Source organism: Sorangium sp. So ce887, from assembly GCF_051521455.1.
Taxonomy (GTDB): domain Bacteria; phylum Myxococcota_A; class Polyangia; order Polyangiales; family Polyangiaceae; genus Sorangium.
In genome coordinates, this window is record NZ_CP150354.1 from 775,516 (window position 1) to 789,274 (window position 13,759).

Genomic DNA, 13,759 nt, shown 5'->3' on the forward strand with positions numbered 1-13,759 from the left:
CTCATGAACCCATGTCATCGACGCGCAGGAGGTACACCATGGCGGGTGTCTTGACGACTTCTGGCCGGCGTGCGGCCGGAGTGATGCTGGGCGCGTTCCTCTGCGCGGTGACCGTGGAGGCGGTCGCTCTGGCGCAGACCCGTGATGCGCCAGGGGCGCCACGCGACGACAGCGCGCGCGCAGCACGCATCTACCGCGCGGGGATCTCGGCGGCCAGGGAAGGCCGCTGGCAGGAGGCCTACGCGGCCTACCTGGAGGCATGGAAGCTCAAGCAGCATTTCCAGATCGCGGCGAACCTCGCGCGGGCGGAGCTCAAGCTCGGAGAGCACCGCGACGCCGCGGAGCACATCTCGTTCTTTCTGCGCGAGGCAGAGGGCGCGAGCGAGCTCGATCGGGCGCGGGCTCGGCAGATGCTCGACGAGGCGAAGGCGAGCATCGGAACGCTCACGCTGATCGTGAGCCGAGCGCAGGCCACGGTGCTCATCGATGGCGTCTCCGTGGGGACATCCCCGCTCGGGCGAGAAGTGTACGTTGAGCCGGGGGAGAGGAGGATCGAGGCGCGGCTCCAGGGCGAGACCCCGGCGATGACCTCGGTGGCGCTGGCGCCGGGAGCGTCGCAGGAGATAGAGCTCCGGTTCGTGGGGCGCGCCGCTGCGGCGGCGGCGATTCAGCCCCGGACGCCGCAGCATCGCCCGCCCACGGCTCCGGATCGCGGCGCCGCCGGGCCGAGCATGGCGCTCGTCGCAGCCGGTGGCGCGGCCACGGGGCTCGCGGCGGGAACGGCGGTCGTCCTGAGGCTCCTCGCGGATCGGAGCGCGCGAGCCGGCGGCAACGCCGCGGTGCCCGGCGCGGACTCCTGCTATGCGAGCGGACCTGCGACGCGCGAGACGCCCGACGACGCGAGGTGCCTCGAGGTGCACCAGCGCCGGACCGAGGCCGCGCGCCTGTACAATGTCTCCACCGGGGTCTTCGCCGCAGCGGGCGTGCTCGGCGCGGCGACCGTGGGCTATGCGCTGTACGGATCGTTGCGGGCCGATGGAGGACCCGCGGTGACGGCCGTTCCCGTGGCGCTGGCGCCCGGGGCAGGAGTTTCGCTGAGCGCACGATGGTGACATCGAGGATGTGACATTGGGGAGTGACACCATGCGAGTTCGTCTGTTGGAGGAGCTTCGTCGATTCCGGTGTGCCGCCGTGCTCGCCGCGGCGTTGCACGCGACCGCGTGTCAGCAGGTACCGGATTGCCGGCACTGTCACGATGGGGAGGGGGATTCACGTCCGGTTCCAGTGGACGGGTGCGGCGTGTTTGCGAGAGCGGGCGAGGACGCTGGAGGCTCCGGGAGGAGCGACGACCCTTACACGCGCCTGCAAGACGCGATCGACCACGCGGAGGGAAGGAAGGTGTGCGCGTGCGCCGACAAGGCGTTCGCCGAGGCGGTGACGCTGCGCGCAGGGATCGAGGTGCACGGGGGTTACACGTGCAACGGGGAGTGGGAGAAGAGCGCGGACAAGAAGAGCGCGATCGTGGGGCCAGCGGGGCAGGTCGCGCTGACGCTGACGGGCGAGGCGGGCGGGGCGAAGGTGCAGGGATTCGAGATCCGGGCGGCGGACGCGACGGAGCCTGGCGCGTCGTCCATCGCTGTTGCCGTGGCGGACATCGCGGCGGAGCTGACGCAGATCGACGTGCTGGCCGGCAACGGGAGGGTCGGCGAGGACGGCGTGGCGGAAACGGGCACGGCGGCGGCTGGGGCTGGCGCGCCGGCGGGGAACGCGGAGGGCGCGCCGACGGCTGCCTGGATCACGACTGCCCCGATGGGGGGCAAGCCCGGACGGACTACGTGCGATGGCGTGGACACCGACGGTGGCGCGGGCGGGCATGGGGGGCTGCCGCCCGCGCTCGGTACGGACAGCCGCGGGAGGCCAGGGGAGGCTGGCAAGCCGGATCCGGAGGCGATGGTGAACGGCAATGGGGGCACGATCGACATTGCCGGATATGGCCAAGATGGTTCCAATGGTGCTCGCCGAGGCAACGGAGGCGCCGGCGATGGCGGCCATGGCGGGAGGCTAACCCTCGCCGGGATAACGGACGGCGACGGCGCTCGCGGCAAGCCCGGGAATGCGGGCCAAGGAGGAGGAGGGGGAGCAGGTTCAAATATGCTCTCAATTACGCGTCATGGAAACGGCGCTGGCGCGAGCGGTGGCGGTGGAGGCGCGGGCGGATGCGGCGGCAGAGGCGGCGCCGGCGGGAAAGCCGGCGGGTCCAGCATCGGAATCATCAGCCTCGGGACGCGGCTGGTCCTGTCAGAGGTAAGCGTCACCCTTGGAGAAGGCGGCAAAGGGGGAGACGGAGCGGCTGGGCAAGAGGGCGGACCGGGGGGCCTCGGTGCACCAGGTGGTGTCAACGCGAGCGATCCGGACCATCGTTATGCAGGCACTGGCGGGAATGGCAGCGATGGCGGCAGAGGCGGGCCAGGAGGCGGCGGGCGCGGCGGACATGCGATCGGCATCGCCTACGACGCTGACCGCGTTGCCATGCCGTCGTTGACGCCGTTCTCCCCCGGAGCTCCGGGAGCCGGCGGTCTGAGTGGACCGAGCGTTTCGTCCCGAGCGGGCGACCACGGTGAGGGCGCCGCGTGCTGGAACTTCAAGACGGGGACGAGCTGCACGCCGTGAGCGGCGGCCTGCCACCACGCCTCGAGCATCATCGCGAGAGATGCTCATGTCGAAGTTGACGACCCGCACACCGATCCCAGATCGGGCGGTCAGGCCTCCGCTGTACATGAGCCCGGAGCATGTCTTTCGCTGAGCACACGTCGGTGACAATGAGGAGTCCTATCATGCGACAGGGTCTGTTCGAGGAGGCTCCTAGATTTCGGTACGCCGCCGTGCTCGCCGCGGCGTTGCACGCGACCTCGTGCCAGCCGGTACGAAGGTGCTGGCATTGTGCAGATCTGGAGCCGGTTCGGAATACGGACGGGTGCGGCGTGTTTGCGAGAGCGGGCGAGGATGCTGGAGGCTCCGGGAAGAGCGACGATCCTTACATGCGCCTGCAAGACGCGATCGACCACGCGGAGGGAAGGAAGGTGTGTGCGTGCGCCGACAAGGCGTTCGCCGAGGCGGTGACGCTGCGCGCAGGGATCGAGGTGCACGGGGGTTACACGTGCAACGGGGAGTGGGAGAAGAGCGCGGACAAGAAGAGCACGATCGTGGGGCCAGCGGGGCAGGTCGCGCTGACGCTGACGGGCGAGGCGGGCGGGGCGAAGGTGCAGGGATTCGAGATCCGGGCGGCGGACGCGACGGAGCCTGGCGCGTCGTCCATCGCTGTTGCCGTGGCGGACATCGCGGCGGAGCTGACGCAGATCGACGTGCTGGCCGGCAACGGGAGGGCCGGCGAGGACGGCGTGGCGGAAACGGGCACGGCGGCGGCTGGGGCTGACGCGCCGGCGGGGGACGCGGAGGGCGCGCCGACGGATGCCTGGATCGCGACTGCCCCTATGGGGGGCAAGCCCGGACGGACTACGTGCGATGGCGTGGACACCGACGGTGGCGCGGGCGGGGATGGGGGGCTGCCGCTCGCGCTCGGTACGGACAGCCGCGGGAGGCCAGGGGAGGCTGGCAAGCCGGATCCGGAGGCGATGGTGAACGGCAATGGGGGCACGGTCGACGATGCCGGATATGGCCAGAATGGTTTCAATGGTGCTCGCCGAGGCAACGGAGGCGCCGGCCATGGCGGCCATGGCGGCAGGCTAACCCTCGCCGGGGTGACGCACGGCGACGGCGCTCGCGGCAAGCCCGGGAATCCGGGCCAAGGAGGAGGAGGGGGAGCAGGTTCAAACATGTTTTCAACTAGGCGTCAGGCAAACGGCGCTGGCGCGAGCGGCGGTGGTGGAGGCGCGGGCGGATGCGGCGGCAGAGGCGGCGCTGGCGGGAAAGCCGGCGGGTCCAGCATCGGAATCATTGGCATCGGGACGCGGCTGGTCCTGTCAGAGGTAAGCGTCACCCTTGGAGAAGGAGGCAAAGGGGGAGACGGAGCGGCCGGGCAAGAGGGCGGACCAGGGGGGCACGGTGCACCAGGTGGTGTCAACGCGAGCCATCCGAACCGTCGTTATGCAGGCACTGGAGGGGATGGCAGCGATGGCGGCAGCGGCGGGCCAGGAGGCGGCGGGCGCGGCGGACATGCGATCGGCATCGCCTACGACGCTGACCGCGTTGCCATGCCGTCGTTGACGCCGTTCTCCCCCGGATCGCCGGGAGCCGGCGGGCTGGGTGGACTGGACGTTTCGTCCGAAGCGGGCGACAGCGGTGAGGGCGCCGCGTGCTGGAACTTCAAGACGGGGACGAGCTGCACGCCGTGAGCGGCGGCCTGCCCCACGCCGAGCTCCTATTCGAACACGGGTGGGCTGTCGAACACCGTCGGACCTGCGGTCTCTGAGGTCTCTGCGGCCGGAGGCGGTGTCCTGCGTTGAGTCCACCTCGCCGGACCTCGCTGCGTCCCCCGGCGCTGCGCCCGGGCACCTCCCGTGGCCGCCGGCGGCGCCTCCGGTGAGCGCGTGTCCACCCGCGCCGGCGGAGGCGCCGTCGGCTCGATGTCCGGCTCGTCTTCCATCACCGCTGCCGGCGGCGCCGCGACATCCCCTCTCCTCTCCTCGCGCGCGGGATCCGACAGGACGCCGAGCACCGATGCCGCGGCCACCGCCGCGCTCGCGCCGACGACCGCCCTCCGGATCCAGCGTCGCGCGAGCGGCCTCTCCACGACGGGCGGCCTCTCCACGACGGGCGGCCTCTCCTCCTGCTCGCCCTCCGCCGCCGCGGCGCGCGCGCCGGCGGGCGTCGCAGCGGCCGCGGCCTCCTCGCGCCGCACCGCCTGGGCCTCGGGTCCCGTGCGCGCGGCGTCCTGGGGCGCGCCGGCAGCCAGCGCGCCCTGCGCCGCGTAGCGCTCCCGCCAGCCCACGGGCTTCGACCTCTCCGACTCCGCACCATACGGCCTCGCGCTGAACACCGTCCGGGCGATCTCCGCCTCGTCCCCGGGCACCTCCTCGAGGCGCAGGAGCCGGCCCTGGCGCTCCTCCGTCGCGACATCGCGCTCGGCCACGAGCCTCACCGACAGCCCGCCCGGGATACCGGCCTCTCGACCGGTGGTGATCGCCGTCCACTTGATGTTCGAGCGGAACAGCACCGTCGCGAGCCTCGAAGCGACGCTCGCGACCGCCTCGAACGGCTCGTCGTCGCCGTGCACGATGACCACCCGCCTCGGCTGCGCGGCCGCATCGGCGACCCACGCCCAGGACAGGTCGCTCCGCGGCAACCGTGGGAGATCGTCGAACGCCTCCACATAGCGCGCCAGCACGCGGGACACGCCGTCCGGACGCTCCAGGACCGCGCGCACGTACGCGCGGTAGAAGGCGCTCGCGGGAGAGCCGGACTGTCCTGCGTTCATCGTGTGGCGGTGGAACGCGATCGCCGCTTCGAGCAGCGACGCAGGGCGCACCTCGCGATCGACCGCCGCGATCCCGTGCGCGAACGGCGGGTGCCCCCTGCCCGCGTGATCCGTCGCGCCGCCGATCCGGAACGCGAAGATCAGGGAGATCGCGCCGTGCCCTGCCTCGTGCTGGGTGTCGTCGCGCGAGAGATTGCCGATGGCGAACGCGTGCGTGCCGTTCGTCTGTGGCTCGATGTACTTCATCAGGCGCGCGAGGTGGCTCAGATGCGTCGGCGTGAGCGGTCCGTGGGGGACCTCCGGGCCATACATGAAATCGATCTGGTGCTCCGGGACGTTCCCGTGGAGCACGTGGTACCACGGCGCGTCGTCCGCGGCGCGGTAGCGCGGAGGCTCGTACCCCGCGGCGCTGGCTTCATTTCTGCGCATGGGGCCCGACCTGCTGAGCCGAGAGTCGCGCTGTCTGGGAGATGGCCGTCGGCGCGAGGACATCCTGCTTGATGCGCTGGAGGAGCTGACCGTCGTAGGCGTGCTTCGGCAGGATGCGCTCGACGAAGTGCGAGAACAGGTGGTGCGTGCTGTGGCCGTAGCTCGCCGAGCCCACGAGCACCCGCGTGCTGACGTGGTTCTTGAGCCGCTCGATCCCGTCGATCAGCGGCCGGTAATGCCGGTGCGCCTCCAGCTCGATCTCGGCCGGCGTCCCGGAGAGGACGTCCGACTTGTTGATGAACAGGACGACCGCCTTGCAGGCGGTCAGCGTCTTCGAGCCGAAGAAGTAGCGCAGCGACTGCGGCTGAAATTCCCGGATCTGCTCCTCTACCCGGGCCGGATCCACCTGCCGTCCGTCCTTGGACGCGAGATCGACCACGAGGAGCAGACCGTGGACCTCTTCCACGACGAGCTCGTGCTGGGCCTCGACGAGATGCTCTCCGCCCCAGTCGCCGATCTCGAAGATGTGCTCGGTCAGCTCTTCCTTGGTGGACACGTTGCTCACGGTTCGCTCGTAGCGCTCGATCTTCGTCCCTTGCAGCTTGCCGAGATCAACGAGGGGATTGGCCCACTTCAACGTGAGCGAGGTCTTCCCGGTCCCTTTGATGCCGAGCGTCAGGATCTTGTACCGTTTCTGCGTGATCTTGGGCCGAGCGTCCAGCTCCCTCCGTAACCACTCGATCTCTCGCTGCTGCGCGTCGAGCCATTCGACCTTTTGTCGCTCCTCGCTCCGGGCGCGCTCGAGCGTCTCTCGGTCCTGGGCGTGCTCCGAGCGCAGCTGTTCGAGCTGCACCTTGGATTGACGGAAGGCCTCCGCGTTCCGTGCGGCCTCGCGCAGCTGTCCCTTCAACGAGGCCGTCCGAGCCGCGAGCCAGGTCATGCCCGCACCGCAGCCGAGCGCGCCGAGCCCGAAGAGGACCGAAAAATCTACTGTCATATCCACGCACCTCACCCCCGCCGACCGGGTGGCCTGCGTCGCGCCGTTCCCGGCGGACGGTCCGCGGGCCGCGGCGGCGCCCATGGGCTCAAGTGCTATCACAGCGCGCCTCGACGACCAGCCGAGTCCCGGCGTCGCCGCCAGTCCGAGCCGCCGTGTCCGGGGCGTCGCGCGCCGCTCCGCGCACGGCCATGTCGCCTTGTCCTCGTCGGCGTCCGGCGAAGGGCGAGCGCGGCGGGCCGTCACGGCGGCGCCTGCGGAGCGCGGGGTTCAGGAGGATCGCGGCGAAGCGTACGTCATGTGGACGGCAGCACGGCGAGATCGACAAGGATCCGTCGAAGCTCCTCGACCCGTTCCTTCTCGAGGGGCTGCAGCGGGGCCCGAAGCGGCCCGACCCGATGGCCCATCAGCTCCAGGGCCGCCGAGATGGCTCGCGGCAGGCCATGCGCGACGATGAACTGAAGGAAAGGCAGCTGGCGGTAGAAGGAGCGCCGAGCGGCGTCGAGGTCGCCGCGAGTCACCGCGTCGTAGAGCTCGATGGTGAGGCGGGGGATGACGTGCGGGGCCGCCGTGCACCAGCCGCGGGCCCCGGCGACGAATGCGGCGAGCGCGAGCGGATTGCTCCCGTTGTAGAAGGCAACCTGGTCGCCACAGAGCTGCACGAGCCGGTGCATCCGGTTCACGTCCCCGGTGCTCTCCTTCACCATCGTGACATTCGGGATGCGCAGCAGCCGCGCGATCGTGTCGGGACTCAGATCGAGGCCGCCCGTCGCCGGGTTGTTGTACACGGCGATGGGGATGGAGAGGGCCTTCGCGACCGTCTCGAAGTGCGTCACGATCTCCTTGTCCGAGAGCTTCCAGTAGCTCATCGGGAGGATCATCACCGCGGTGGCGCCAGCCCTCTCCGCGTACTTCGCGTGGTGCACGGTCCGCTCCGTGGTGAGGCTCGACACGCCGACCAGGGTCGGAGCCCGGCCCGCGACGCGCTTGACGACGAGGTCGGTGACGGCCTCGCGCTCCTCGTCCGAGAGGTACGGCAGCACCCCGGTGCTGCCCAGCGGCGCGATCGCATGGACGCCCGCGGCGAGCATGTCGTCGACGATGCGCCCGAGGAGTCGTTCATCGACGCGTCCGCCTTCCGTGAACGGCGTGATGGGGTAAGCGACGATTCCACGGAGAGAGGAGGTCATCGCGCGCCTCCTTCCGACTCGTGGTTCTTGTCGAAGAGCTGGTCACCCCGATCGGGCACCTCCTCGCGCAGCGCGACCCCTCCCATGTTCTGCAGCACCGGCGCGTTCTCGCAGGCGAGGTAGCGTGCCCGCCCCTCTCCTGTGTTGACGTGGTTGTGCCAGGCCCACACAGGGACGTAGATCGCGTCCCCCTGCTTCCAGTCGACGCGCTTCCCGCCCACGTACGAGTAGCCCTCTCCTTCCAGGACGTAGAGGAGGGTCTCGTACGTGTGCCGATGCCGATTCGAGGATTGCCCCGGCTCGAGCCAGCCGATGGTCATGCTGATCGCGTGGGACGGGAGGTCCACGAAGAAGACCGGGTGTTTCCTTGCTTTCGAGTAGTCGCCGTGACGCCCGGCGGACTCGACCGCCGGGTGCGCGAGCTTCTCTGGCATCACCACGCGAGGCCGCGGCGGCGTCTTGTCGAAGTCTGCTGAATGGAACCGTTCGCTCATTTTTGCTCCTTGTCCGCGCGAAGAGCGTCTTGCGCAGGACCAGGAGTAGCGCGAAGCTGGACCCATGACAGGCTCCAGAACGAACATCTCGACGGGTCCAGCTGGTCGGCCCTGGCGCTTCGACCTGGTGCTCGACGGCGGTGCGTCCGTGCCGCGGCAAACCCAGCTGAGCCGCGCGATCGTCCAGGAGATCCAGCGCGGACGACTCCTGCCGGGCTCGACGCTTCCGGGCAGCCGGACGCTCGCAGCCCAGCTCAAGGTCAACAGGAAGGTCGTCGTTGCCGCCGTGGACGAGCTGGTGGCCCAGGGGTGGCTCGAGGCGCTACCCGCCCGCGGCACCCGGGTTGCGCTCAACCTTCCGACGCTCGCTGTCGCCGACGCCGAGGGCCGCCGCTCCGTCGAGACGGCGCTCGACCGGCGACGCGCCGCCGTGATCGTGGTGAACGACGGGGTTCCAGACGCCCGGATCGCGCCCCTGGACGAGCTCGCTCGCGCCCAGCGGCGCGCCCTCCGAGCGCTGGCTCGGACGGGCCTCGGCTACGGAGATGCTGCGGGCGATCCCGTGCTCAGGGAGGTTCTCGCGGGCTTCGTCAACCACGCTCGCGGGCTTTCGTGCTCCTCGGAGGAGGTCGTCTTGACGCGTGGCAGCCAGGGCGCGCTGAGCCTGTTCGCGCTGGCGATGCTGGAGCCTGGGGATGTCGTCGCCGTCGAGCACCCCGGCTATGCGCCGGCATGGCGCGCCTTCCAGCTCGCTCGGGCCGACGTCGTCCATGTGCCCGTCGACGCGGATGGCCTTCGAACGGATGAGCTGGAGGTGCACGCGAAGAGGCTCAAGGGGCGCCTCAAGGCCGTGTACGTGACGCCGCACCATCAGTACCCCACGACCGTCGCGATGTCCGCTGAGCGTCGAATGCACCTGCGACGAATCTGTGAGTCTTTCCGGCTCTACATCGTGGAGGACGACTACGACTACGAGTACCACTTCGAGGGCGCGCCGCTCTTGCCCCTCTCTGCGACCAAGGACCTCTCGTCGCGTTGCATCTACATCGCATCGCTCTCGAAGCTCATCGCCCCCGCCCTACGGCTCGGATACATCATCGCGGACAGGTCCGTTGTCGCGCGCTTGAAGGCGGTCCGCGAGCTGCTCGATCGTCAGGGAGACATCGTCCTCGAGCGCGCCGTGGCCGAGCTCATCGAGGACGGCGAGGTTCAGCGTCACGCGCGGCGCGCCCGGCAGCTCTACCGGCAGCGCCGTGACCACCTGCTGCAACAGATCGAGTCGAGGCCGCCCTTGCGCTCCGCGATCGCGTGCGATCCGCCTGGCGGGGGACTGGCGCTCTGGATGCGCTTGCGCAGCTTCACTTCGGAAGAGCTCGTCAGACGCGCGCACGCGCGCGGCCTGGCCCTCACGCCGGGGTCTGCTCACGTCGCGGCTGGGTCCGTACCCGCATTTCGCTTCGGCTTCGCGGCTCACACGAGCGAGGAGCTGTCGAGCATCTGCGACGTGTTGAACGAAGCCGCGCAAGCGCGGTAGCTCCAGACTGCGGCAGACGCCGATAGGCGCGTTGGTCGCTGCGCGCGCTCACCATATCTCTCCTGGGATGGCTTGCCTGTCGCCAGCCCATATCGGTACCTGGTACTCTTGTCCTCGCACGGTGACGCAGTGTCGCCGCGCGTTCGACGGAGACGACCATGGTGACGCTTACGACCTGGCGGGAGTGGATGAGTGAGGACATGCGGCTGCGCGACTTTCGACCGCGGACGCAGGAGGGATTCCTGCTCGCGGTGCGGCAGTTCATCGATCGGGTAGCGCGGGAGCCGGAGGCGCTCACGGACGAGGACGTACGCGCGTACTTCCTCTACCTCCGAGAGGAGAGGAAACTCGCGCTATCGAGCATCAACATCGCCGTGCACGCGCTCCGCTTTTTTTTATCCACACCATGCAGCGCGACTGGAAGGTGTTCGACTTGCTTCGGGTCAACAAGCCGCGCATGTTGCCGGTCGTCCTGAGCCAGGGCGAGGTGCGCGCGGTGCTCCGCGCCGTGCGGCATCCCGTGCGGCGCATGGCCCTGACGACGATCTACGCCCTCGGCGTGCGGCTCGGAAAGGGCCTTTCGATCGAGACCGGACACATCGACGGCCAAAGGCTCGTCGTCTGGGTGCGCGACGGCAAGGGCGCCAAGGATCGCGGCGTGCCGCTGCCACGCCCGCTGCTCGCGCGTCTGCGCCAGTACTGGAAAACCGAGCGGCCCGATCCTCGGCACCCTACCTGTTCGTCCCGCAGGACGGGGTCGCTCCCATGCACGAGACAACGCTGCAGAAGACGTTCACGGCGGCACGCGCGGACGCCCGCATCGAGGGCGGCACGCGCGGACGCCCGCATCGAGAAGGACGCGACGATCCACACGCTGCGCCACAGCTACGCGACGCATCTGCTCGAGGCCGGCGTCTCGCTGCGCACCATCCAACAAGTGCTCGGTCACAAGTCGCTCCGCACGACAGAGCTCTACATGCATGTCACCCAGCCCGGCGCCGAGCGCTTGCAAGAGACGCTCGACCGGCTGATGGTCGATGTGTAGCGCGGGCCTCGAGCTATGCTCCGGCTCGCCGACGTGGTGCGGCGGCACGGTCCAGCGTACATGGAGCGCCATGGCGCCGCCATGATGCCGAGTCATGTGCCGTGCGAGAGATGCGGCGGCAAGAGGCAGCGCGTCGAGTGCCATTGCGAGGGCGACCTTCTCACAAGAACGACCTCCCTTGAAGCCCCATGTAAAGCGCCAAAGACCCAGTCACGATAGGAATCACCGTATAGGCAATGAAGTGGACTACGTACCCGGCGGTCTCACCAAACTGCCGCTTCATGTGCGCAAGCTTGCTTACCAAGTGCGGAGCGCAATGGCGAGCGTATGCCGTGAAAAGCCCAAAGACGATTGCTGCGACTCCAATGCCGATAGATGCCCAATTCATCTGTTTGTCCTCCGAGTGGTTTAAGAACGAGGATTGAAGAAGCCGCTTCGATCTGCCCAACGTCAGGTTCACCGGCGCCGCGCGATCAACGTTGATGGAACGGACATGTCCGCTGCGTGGCGTCCGGTGCAGCCGCTAGTTGGGCACCCTGGTGCAATGAACGATCGCTTCTTCGTGCTAACAAGCCCGCAATGCTGGATCCAACCATATCTTCATTCCGGCACCAATGAACCCAGCGCCAAAGGCCAGGCCAGCGATAGTCAACAGTGCCGGTGGCCCGCTGAGAGCAAACCCGCTGACGCCGACGACCGTCGAGATGACCCACAGCACAGGCACGTATCGTGGGAGCCTCGCGGCGTGCCACGAACCGATAGCCAGGAAAACGATGCCAGCCGATATGAGCAGGGCACCGACGACATACTCTTGCACGCCACCGAGCGTGCCGTCGGGCCCGGTAATCATGGCAGTGCCGATCACCGCGAGGACGAAGCCGAATAAGCCTGATCGCCCAGCATCTGTACTCTGATACCCGTACACCCCTAGAAGCCCAAACAGAATCGATATATCGATGACGAGGTAAAGTAACTCTTGGACAACAGTGGGTTGTCCGTAAGGAAGAAACGACGATCCTGACCGCAGGATACCTGCGATGATTGCAGCCAAACCGCCAAGACGTAGAAGGTATGAGGTCGACATTTTACCACGCTTCTCTCGAAGGAGCCTCGGGCCGTCCAACTATCAGTCGATTGGTCAACCGAAGCCGCCGGACCAGGTCTGTCTAGCTCGTCGCCTTTTGTGACCTCCCCCACGGAGAGTCTCACGGATCGGCTCTGCGCCGCAAGGCCCCAATGCTGTCCAGCGCCGTAGGGTAGATCCGTCTAACTCCGGCGGCAGTCGCCGCCTTTCCGGGGGTCGGGGGCGCGGCGGACGCGTCGCGCCTGGGTGACACGGCGCGGCCGCCTCATCGGGACGTTGCCGGACACAACCCGGTCCGCTCACAACCTCGGACCGAAGGGGCCGTCGAGGGGGCTGCGGACGGCCAGGCCGCCGCGGTTCAGCACGTGGATGTAGATCATCGTCGTGCTCACGTCGCGGTGGCCGAGGAGCTCCTGGATGGTGCGGATGTCGTAGCCGGCTTCCAGCAGGTGCGTGGCGAAGGAGTGACGCAGGGTGTGGCAGCTCGCGCGCCTCGATAGACCGGCGGCGAGGGAGGCCTCTCGCACCGCGCGCTGGAGCACCGTCTCGTGCAGATGATGCCGCCGGAGCTGACCTGTCTCCCTGTCGCGATGGGGCCGCGTCGCGGGGAAGACCCATTGCCAGGGCCATGCCCGGCCAGCGTTCGGATAATTGCGGTCCAGGGCGTCGGGGAGGGTCACCCAGCCGGTGCCGGCCGCGACATCGGCGGCGTGCTGAGCGCACACCGCGGTGAGGTGATCGCGGAGCGGGGGGACCAGGCGGAGCGGCAGCATCGTGATTCGATCCTTCCTGCCCTTGCCGTCGCGAACGAGGATCTCGCGGCGCTCGAGGTCGAGGTCCTTCACGCGGAGCTCGGCGCATTCAAGCAGACGGAGGCCGGCGCCGTACAGGAGGGAGGCCATGAGTCGCGGGACGCCGGTCATGCGATCCAGGAGAGCGCTCACCTCGGCCTGCGTGAGCACCGCGGGGAGGAGGCGCGGGGGGTGCGGCGTAGGCGCTTCAGGGGTCCGGGGCATGGCGGCGCTCTCGGCAGGCGCAGTGCCAGGCGCGAAGGCCCAGTTTGTCGGGGATCGGCGGCGGCCTCCAGTTTGTTGGGCGCCAATTCCGCCATGGCGGCCGTCAGGGGTTCGGTCGAACCCACCCCGCCCAGGCCGCGTGAGCGCGAACTCATGCAAGCCAACAAACATGTTCCGTTGTAATGCTTTGGATCAGCAGTCCAACCGGTGACTGCTTATCGGCATGCAGCCACTGCGCGCGGGCGATCTCAGCAGAGCCCGCGGGCGCTGGCGAGCGGCAAGGCTCCGGCAGCGGAGTCCACGCGAGCGGCGGGCTCGATGTTCGGCCCAGGCCTGCTCACCCCTCCGGTGCCACCTGCAGCCCGAGCAGCCGACCGATCGCCTCGTGAACGACCCGCGCCGCCACCTCGTCCCCGAGGGCGACGGCGCGGCTCAGGGTGCTGGCGAGCGAGGCGACCACGGCCGCCCGAGGCGACGGATCGGTCAGGGCAAGCTCCCCAGGCCCGGCGCTTGACAGTTGAACGAAGCCGCCGCCG

Annotated in this window: 13 protein-coding genes; 6 read left to right on the plus strand and 7 right to left on the minus strand. The window is 69.0% G+C overall.

The genetic code is table 11. The annotated features are described in order from the left end of the window. Window positions 1–50 precede the first annotated feature (50 nt). The 3 genes from WMF36_RS03000 (at window position 51) to WMF36_RS03010 (ending at window position 4,352) form a co-directional block, all read left to right on the plus strand. A complete protein-coding gene (locus WMF36_RS03000; RefSeq protein WP_437578058.1) occupies window positions 51–1,112 on the plus strand; it encodes a hypothetical protein in 1,062 nt (353 codons plus the stop codon). Between the two features lie 187 nt (window positions 1,113–1,299). Then, complete coding sequence (locus tag WMF36_RS03005) at window positions 1,300–2,670, plus strand: hypothetical protein (RefSeq protein WP_437578060.1); 1,371 nt, start codon at window positions 1,300–1,302, stop codon at window positions 2,668–2,670. A gap of 368 nt (window positions 2,671–3,038) precedes the next feature. After that, window positions 3,039–4,352, plus strand: coding sequence for a hypothetical protein (locus tag WMF36_RS03010; protein ID WP_437578061.1), 1,314 nt, complete (start codon window positions 3,039–3,041; stop codon window positions 4,350–4,352). Window positions 4,353–4,378: 26 nt separating this feature from the next. Here the strand turns inward: WMF36_RS03010 and WMF36_RS03015 are convergent, their stop codons facing one another. From WMF36_RS03015 to WMF36_RS03030, 4 genes are all read right to left on the minus strand, one after another. Next, a complete protein-coding gene (locus WMF36_RS03015) occupies window positions 4,379–5,863 on the minus strand; it encodes a hypothetical protein (RefSeq protein WP_437578062.1) in 1,485 nt (494 codons plus the stop codon). Continuing rightward, a complete protein-coding gene (locus WMF36_RS03020) occupies window positions 5,850–6,860 on the minus strand; it encodes a hypothetical protein (RefSeq protein WP_437578064.1) in 1,011 nt (336 codons plus the stop codon). The genes WMF36_RS03015 and WMF36_RS03020 overlap by 14 nt, the downstream gene beginning before the upstream one ends. Window positions 6,861–7,156: 296 nt before the next feature. Next, entirely contained in the window at window positions 7,157–8,050 is an 894-nt protein-coding gene (locus WMF36_RS03025; RefSeq protein WP_437578065.1) for a dihydrodipicolinate synthase family protein, read from the minus strand. Then, window positions 8,047–8,544, minus strand: a complete 498-nt coding sequence (locus tag WMF36_RS03030) for a cupin domain-containing protein (protein ID WP_437578066.1) — start codon at window positions 8,542–8,544, stop codon at window positions 8,047–8,049. The genes WMF36_RS03025 and WMF36_RS03030 overlap by 4 nt, the downstream gene beginning before the upstream one ends. A 64-nt stretch (window positions 8,545–8,608) precedes the next feature. On the opposite strand from WMF36_RS03030, the gene WMF36_RS03035 reads away from it, so the two are divergent. From WMF36_RS03035 to WMF36_RS03045, 3 genes are all read left to right on the plus strand, one after another. After that, window positions 8,609–10,078, plus strand: coding sequence for a PLP-dependent aminotransferase family protein (locus tag WMF36_RS03035; RefSeq protein WP_437578067.1), 1,470 nt, complete (start codon window positions 8,609–8,611; stop codon window positions 10,076–10,078). A 188-nt stretch (window positions 10,079–10,266) separates the two neighbouring features. Next, on the plus strand, window positions 10,267–10,554 hold the full coding sequence (locus tag WMF36_RS03040) for a site-specific integrase (protein WP_437581846.1): 288 nt from the start codon (window positions 10,267–10,269) through the stop codon (window positions 10,552–10,554). Next, a complete protein-coding gene (locus tag WMF36_RS03045; protein WP_437578068.1) occupies window positions 10,485–11,123 on the plus strand; it encodes a tyrosine-type recombinase/integrase in 639 nt (212 codons plus the stop codon). Before WMF36_RS03040 ends, WMF36_RS03045 begins: the two co-directional genes overlap by 70 nt. Window positions 11,124–11,688: 565 nt before the next feature. Here WMF36_RS03045 and WMF36_RS03050 read toward each other — a convergent pair. The 3 genes from WMF36_RS03050 to WMF36_RS03060 all read right to left on the minus strand — a co-directional run bounded on the left by WMF36_RS03050 (window position 11,689) and on the right by WMF36_RS03060 (window position 13,683). Further along, window positions 11,689–12,207, minus strand: coding sequence for a hypothetical protein (locus WMF36_RS03050; protein ID WP_437578069.1), 519 nt, complete (start codon window positions 12,205–12,207; stop codon window positions 11,689–11,691). Window positions 12,208–12,506: 299 nt separating this feature from the next. Next, the gene (locus WMF36_RS03055) at window positions 12,507–13,223 is read right to left on the minus strand and encodes an integron integrase (protein ID WP_437578070.1); all 717 of its coding nucleotides are present in this window, start codon (window positions 13,221–13,223) and stop codon (window positions 12,507–12,509) included. A 337-nt stretch (window positions 13,224–13,560) separates the two neighbouring features. Continuing rightward, window positions 13,561–13,683, minus strand: a complete 123-nt coding sequence (locus WMF36_RS03060; RefSeq protein WP_437578071.1) for a hypothetical protein — start codon at window positions 13,681–13,683, stop codon at window positions 13,561–13,563. Window positions 13,684–13,759: the final 76 nt, after the last annotated feature.

What these genes read in the sequence shown, in the direction of transcription:
- WMF36_RS03015 (WP_437578062.1), bottom strand. Translation starts at nt 5,863, where the DNA reads ATGCGCAGAAATGAAGCCAGCGCCGCGGGGTACGAGCCTCCGCGCTAC.
- WMF36_RS03050 (WP_437578069.1), bottom strand. Translation starts at nt 12,207, where the DNA reads ATGTCGACCTCATACCTTCTACGTCTTGGCGGTTTGGCTGCAATCATC.
- WMF36_RS03045 (WP_437578068.1), top strand. Translation starts at nt 10,485, where the DNA reads ATGCAGCGCGACTGGAAGGTGTTCGACTTGCTTCGGGTCAACAAGCCG.
- WMF36_RS03010 (WP_437578061.1), top strand. Translation starts at nt 3,039, where the DNA reads ATGCGCCTGCAAGACGCGATCGACCACGCGGAGGGAAGGAAGGTGTGT.
- WMF36_RS03055 (WP_437578070.1), bottom strand. Translation starts at nt 13,223, where the DNA reads ATGCCCCGGACCCCTGAAGCGCCTACGCCGCACCCCCCGCGCCTCCTC.
- WMF36_RS03040 (WP_437581846.1), top strand. Translation starts at nt 10,267, where the DNA reads ATGAGTGAGGACATGCGGCTGCGCGACTTTCGACCGCGGACGCAGGAG.
- WMF36_RS03020 (WP_437578064.1), bottom strand. Translation starts at nt 6,860, where the DNA reads ATGACAGTAGATTTTTCGGTCCTCTTCGGGCTCGGCGCGCTCGGCTGC.
- WMF36_RS03035 (WP_437578067.1), top strand. Translation starts at nt 8,609, where the DNA reads ATGACAGGCTCCAGAACGAACATCTCGACGGGTCCAGCTGGTCGGCCC.
- WMF36_RS03025 (WP_437578065.1), bottom strand. Translation starts at nt 8,050, where the DNA reads ATGACCTCCTCTCTCCGTGGAATCGTCGCTTACCCCATCACGCCGTTC.
- WMF36_RS03030 (WP_437578066.1), bottom strand. Translation starts at nt 8,544, where the DNA reads ATGAGCGAACGGTTCCATTCAGCAGACTTCGACAAGACGCCGCCGCGG.